General features: G+C 65.8%; 4 protein-coding genes. All 4 read right to left on the minus strand.

Annotated elements, in window-relative coordinates:
- Window positions 1-240 (minus strand): S1 RNA-binding domain-containing protein (locus tag ACESMD_RS09075; protein ID WP_372612415.1); only part of this gene is annotated, 240 nt, incomplete at its 3' end.
- Between the two features lie 182 nt (window positions 241-422).
- On the minus strand, window positions 423-1,115 hold the full coding sequence (gene cmk, locus ACESMD_RS09080) for a (d)CMP kinase (protein WP_372612417.1): 693 nt from the start codon (window positions 1,113-1,115) through the stop codon (window positions 423-425).
- Window positions 1,112-3,361: a bifunctional prephenate dehydrogenase/3-phosphoshikimate 1-carboxyvinyltransferase gene (locus ACESMD_RS09085; RefSeq protein ID WP_372612419.1), complete on the minus strand. Its 2,250-nt coding sequence runs from the start codon at window positions 3,359-3,361 to the stop codon at window positions 1,112-1,114. The genes cmk and ACESMD_RS09085 overlap by 4 nt, the downstream gene beginning before the upstream one ends.
- Before the next feature lie 2 nt (window positions 3,362-3,363).
- Entirely contained in the window at window positions 3,364-4,455 is a 1,092-nt protein-coding gene (pheA, locus tag ACESMD_RS09090; protein WP_372612421.1) for a prephenate dehydratase, read from the minus strand.
- Between the last annotated feature and the right edge of the window lie 326 nt (window positions 4,456-4,781).

The raw sequence follows: 4,781 nt of genomic DNA on the forward strand, positions 1-4,781 counted from the left end.
GCCGAAACCATCCTCGACGGCTTCCAGGGCGACATGGACCTCGTCACCGATGGAGATGGTCAATTCGCCGTTTTCATCGCGGAACTGCGCGGAGGGAATCTGACCTTCGGACTTCAGGCCGGCATTGACGGTGACCCAATCACCATCGATGTCGACGATGGACGCCAGTACGATTGCGCCCGGCTCCATGTTGATGTCATTGAGAGACTGTTCAAAAAGTTCAGCAAAGCTTTCGCTCATGATGTTCCTACGTGATCAACGTTGAGTACGGCGATGTCCGCCTTCTCCGCACCACCAGCGAGCGCGGGCCTTATTTACCAGACCTTCGGGGATGTTGGCGCTGGTTCGACCTGGTCGGACTTCCCGTAGAAAACGTGTCCGACCATGTCATGACATCCTGCCGAAGGCGCCGCAAGAGAGAGTCAGGTGCCGGTTGCCAGACCCCGTTCGGTCAGCAGTTCGGTCAGCCGATCCACCACTTCCGGTATCGTCAGGCGCGTGGTGCCAAGGGTGATGGCATCATCAGCCAGCTTGAGCGGGGCCACGCTGCGCTGCATGTCGCGTGCATCGCGTGCCTGAATCTCCTTCAAAAGACTCGATAGACTAGCATCCACTCCTGATTCCTGCAACTGGAGGTGGCGCCGATGCGCCCGTTCCTCGGCGCTCGCGGTGAGAAATATCTTGAGGGGCGCGTCGGTGAATACCACGGTGCCCATGTCCCGGCCATCGGCGACCAGCCCTGGTGCCTGGCGGAAGTCACGCTGGCGCTGCAGCAGAGCCTGGCGCACCGCCGGCAAGGCGGCCACCCGGGAGGCGGCATCACCGATCTGCTCGGTACGGATGGTGTGGGTAGCGTCGCTGCCTTCAAGCAGTACTCGGATGGTGCCCTCCTCGGTGAGGAAGACCACATCGAGACCGACGGCCACCTTGGCCAGCGCCGCCTCGTCGTCCAGCGCCACCTCGTGCTTTGCCGCGGCCAGCGCCGTGAGGCGATAGAGGGCACCGCTGTCAAGCAGGTGCCAGCGCAGGCGCTCGGCGATCAGCCGGCTGATGGTGCCCTTGCCGGCGCCACCCGGCCCGTCGATGGTGAGGACGGGAATGGGAGTCGCTGTCATGCGCCCTCCTCGTCGGCGAGCGTCAGGCCGACCCGGCGGGCCAGGTCGACGAAACCGGGAAAGGACGTGGCCACGTTGGCGCAGTCATCGATGAGGATCTCGCCGCCGGCGCGCAGGGCGGCAACCGCGAAGGCCATGGCGATGCGGTGATCGCCCTGGCTGTCGATCCGCCCGCCTCCGTAGCTTGCCCCCTCACCGCCACTGCCCACGATATCGATGCCATCCGCATGCAGGGTGTTCTCGACGCCCAGCACCGTCAGGCCGTCGGCCATGGCCGCCAGGCGGTCGGACTCCTTGACGCGCAGCTCGGAGGCATCCCGCAGGCGGGTCACGCCTTCGGCATTGGCGGCGGCAATAAACAGCGCCGGGAACTCGTCGATGGCCAGCGGTACCTGATCCACGGGGATCTCGATGCCCTTGAGCGGCGCATGGCGGATGCGCAGGTCGGCGACCGGCTCGCCGCCGACCTCATGTTCGTTGGACAGCCGCAGGTCGGCGCCCATCAGCGTGAGGATGTTGATCACGCCGATGCGGGTGGGATTGATGCCGACGTGCTCGAGGACCAGATCCGAGCCCGGGGTGATCGCCGCTGCCACCAGGAAGAAGGTCGCCGAGGAAATGTCCGAGGGCACATCGATGGGTGCCGCGGTCAGGGTCCCGCCGCCCTCGAGCCAGCAGGTGTCGCCGTCACGCTCGACCCGGTAGCCGAAGCCGGTCAGCATGCGTTCGGTGTGGTCGCGGGTCGGCGCCGGCTCATGGACCCGGGTCTCGCCCTCGGCGTATATCCCGGCGAGCAGCAGGCAGGACTTCACCTGGGCACTGGCCATGGGCATGGCGTAGTCGATGCCCTTGAGCGCCTTGCCACCGTGGAGTTGCAGCGGCGGACGACCGCCCTCGGCGGTGTCGATCCGGGCGCCCATCAGGCGCAGTGGATTGGCGACTCGGCCCATGGGCCGCTTGGTCAGCGAGACATCGCCGGTGAGTTCGGAGTCGAACGCCTGGCCGGCCAGCAAGCCGGCGAAGAGCCGCATGGCGGTGCCGGCGTTGCCCACATAGAGCGAGCCGGACGGCGCCTTGAGGCCGTGCATGCCCACGCCGTGGACGCTCACGCGGCCCTGGTGCGGGCCTTCGATTGCCACGCCCATCTCGCGGAAGACCTGGAGGGTCGCCAGGCTGTCCTCGCCCTCGAGGAAGCCCTTGATCTCCGTGACGCCCTCGGCCAGGGCGCCGAGCATGATGGAACGGTGGGAGATGGACTTGTCGCCGGGCACGCGGATGCGCCCCTTGACCGTGCCCCCGGGACTGACGCGATAACGCCGCTTGCCGTCGTGTTGCATCTGGTATTCCGCCTGATAACTGGTCTGGTTGAGCAGGGATTCGAAGTAGTGCCGGGCATGGCTGGCGCGGTCGAAGATCGCCAGCATGGCATCGCCGTCACCCGCCTCCACGGCATGCCTGAGACGCGCCACGCCGACCTCGAAATCGTCCAGGGAGGCCAGCACGGCATCGCGGTTGGCGATGAAGATGTCGCGCCACATCACCGGGTCGCTGCCGGCGATGCGAGTGAAATCGCGAAAGCCACCGGCGGCATAACGGAAGATCTCCAGGCGGTCGTCCTGACGGGCCAGGGTGTCGACCAGCGAGAAGGCCAGAAGATGCGGCAGATGGCTGGTACGCGCCAGGACCTGGTCATGGCGTTCGACCGACATCTCCAGCACCTCGGCGCCACAGGCCTGCCAGAGCCTGCGCACACGGGCAAGGGCATCGCGATCGGTCGTGGCGTCGGGGGTCAGGATCACCTTGTGGCGGCAGAAGAGTCGCGGATTGGCGGCGGCCACCCCGCTCTTCTCGGAGCCGGCGATGGGATGGCCGAGCACCAGCCGGGGCGACAGTTCGCCGAATGCGGCGATGGCGGCGTCACGAATGGCCCCCTTGGTGCTGCCCACGTCGGTGATCACCAGGTCCGGGGCGGCGCGATCCATGCAACCGGCCAGCTCGCGCATCACCGATGCCATGGCCAGCACCGGCACCGCCAGGACGATCAGCGAGGCGCCCTCGACCAGCGGCGCCAAACGGGGTTCGCCGCCGTCGATCAGGCCCTTTTCGATGCCCAGGGCGAGTTCGCTCTCGTCGGGGTCGCAGGATATGACAGGCCCCTCATGGCCGGCCGCGCGAAGCGCCGCGGCGAGCGAGCCGCCGATCAGGCCCAGGCCGACGATCAGGATGCGCGATTCATCGAGCCTCATGCCTAGAGGACACCCATGGGGTAGGAGCCCAGCACCTTGAGTTCGGCGGCACGCAGCTTGACTTCCTCGAGCACCGCACTGACACGGGGCTCATCGACATGGCCCTTGAAGTCGATGAAGAAGACGTAGTTCCAGGCCCCGGTGCGTGACGGCCGGGTCTCCAGGCGCGTCATGTCGATCTGGTGGTGGTGGAAAGGCTCGAGCAGCTCGTGCAGGGCGCCCGGCTGGTTGCGCATGGCCACCACGATGGAGGTCTTGTCCTCTCCGGACATGGGCACGACCTGGCTGCCGATGACCAGGAAACGCGTGGAGTTGTCGGGGCTGTCTTCGATCTTCTCGGCGAGTCGCGACAGGCCGTAGAGCTTGGCCGCCATGTCGCCGGCAATGGCGGCGCTGTGCCACTCGGTCTTGACCAGGCGCGCGGCCTCGGCATTGGACGAAACCGGAACCCGCTCGGCCTGGGGAAAGTGGGCATCCAGCCACTTGCGGCACTGGGCGAAGGACTGGGGATGCGAGTAGATCCGCGAGACCTTGTCGCGCCGGGTGGTCTCGGCCACCAGCAAGTGATGATGGATGCGCAGCACCACCTCGCCGCTGATGCGCAGCCCGGAATCCATGAAGGAATCCAGGGTGTGGTTGATCACGCCCTCGGTGGAATTCTCTACCGGCACTACCCCGTAGTTGACGGCGCCGGCCTCCACCTCGCGAAAGACCTCATCGATGGCCGCCATGGGCAGACTCACCGCGCTCTCGCCGAAATGCTTGATTGCCGCCTGCTGGGTAAAGGTGCCTTCCGGTCCCAGATAGGCGACCTTGATCGGCTGCTCCAGGGCCAGGCAGGCGGACATGATCTCGCGGAACAGGCGGCCGATTTCCTCGTTGTCCAGCGGGCCGGTATTGAGCGACATGATCCGGCGCAGCACCTGTGCCTCGCGCTCGGGGCGATAGAAGACCGCCTGGGGATCTTCCAAGGACTTGAGCTGGGCCACGCGCTGGGCGGTGGCCGCCCGGTCGCTGATCAGGCGCAGGATATCGTCGTCCACGGCGTCGATGTGCTGCCTCAAAGCCTCGAGGTCGTTGGGGGTATCGGTCATCTTGTGTCCCCTGAATTATGGTGTCTGATACAAAAGCTCGCCCGTTGAATCGGCCTAGCAAGCAACATCTCCGACGACGAGGTGTTGACCTTCGTGGGAGGGCGCTTCAGCGCTCGAGAGGTTGGCCGGGAAAAACCTCGCCCGGCAGAGCCGGCCTCCCACCTGTCATTGCCGCCGCTCTTGCTTTTCGTGGGAGGCCGATTTATCGGGCGAGGTTCTTACTGGCAAACGTCTCACCCGGCAGAGCCGGCCTCCCACCTATCATTGTCACCGTCCTTGCTTTTCGTGGGAGGCCGATTTATCGGGCGAGGTTGTTACTGGCAAAC

Origin of the sequence: Halomonas sp. (assembly GCF_041689495.1) — a bacterium.
Lineage (GTDB): Bacteria > Pseudomonadota > Gammaproteobacteria > Pseudomonadales > Halomonadaceae > Halomonas.

Bases quoted from the DNA above. Each gene is read 5' to 3' on its own strand.
- cmk (WP_372612417.1), bottom strand. From the start codon at position 1,115: ATGACAGCGACTCCCATTCCCGTCCTCACCATCGACGGGCCGGGTGGC.
- ACESMD_RS09085 (WP_372612419.1), bottom strand. From the start codon at position 3,361: ATGAGGCTCGATGAATCGCGCATCCTGATCGTCGGCCTGGGCCTGATC.
- pheA (WP_372612421.1), bottom strand. From the start codon at position 4,455: ATGACCGATACCCCCAACGACCTCGAGGCTTTGAGGCAGCACATCGAC.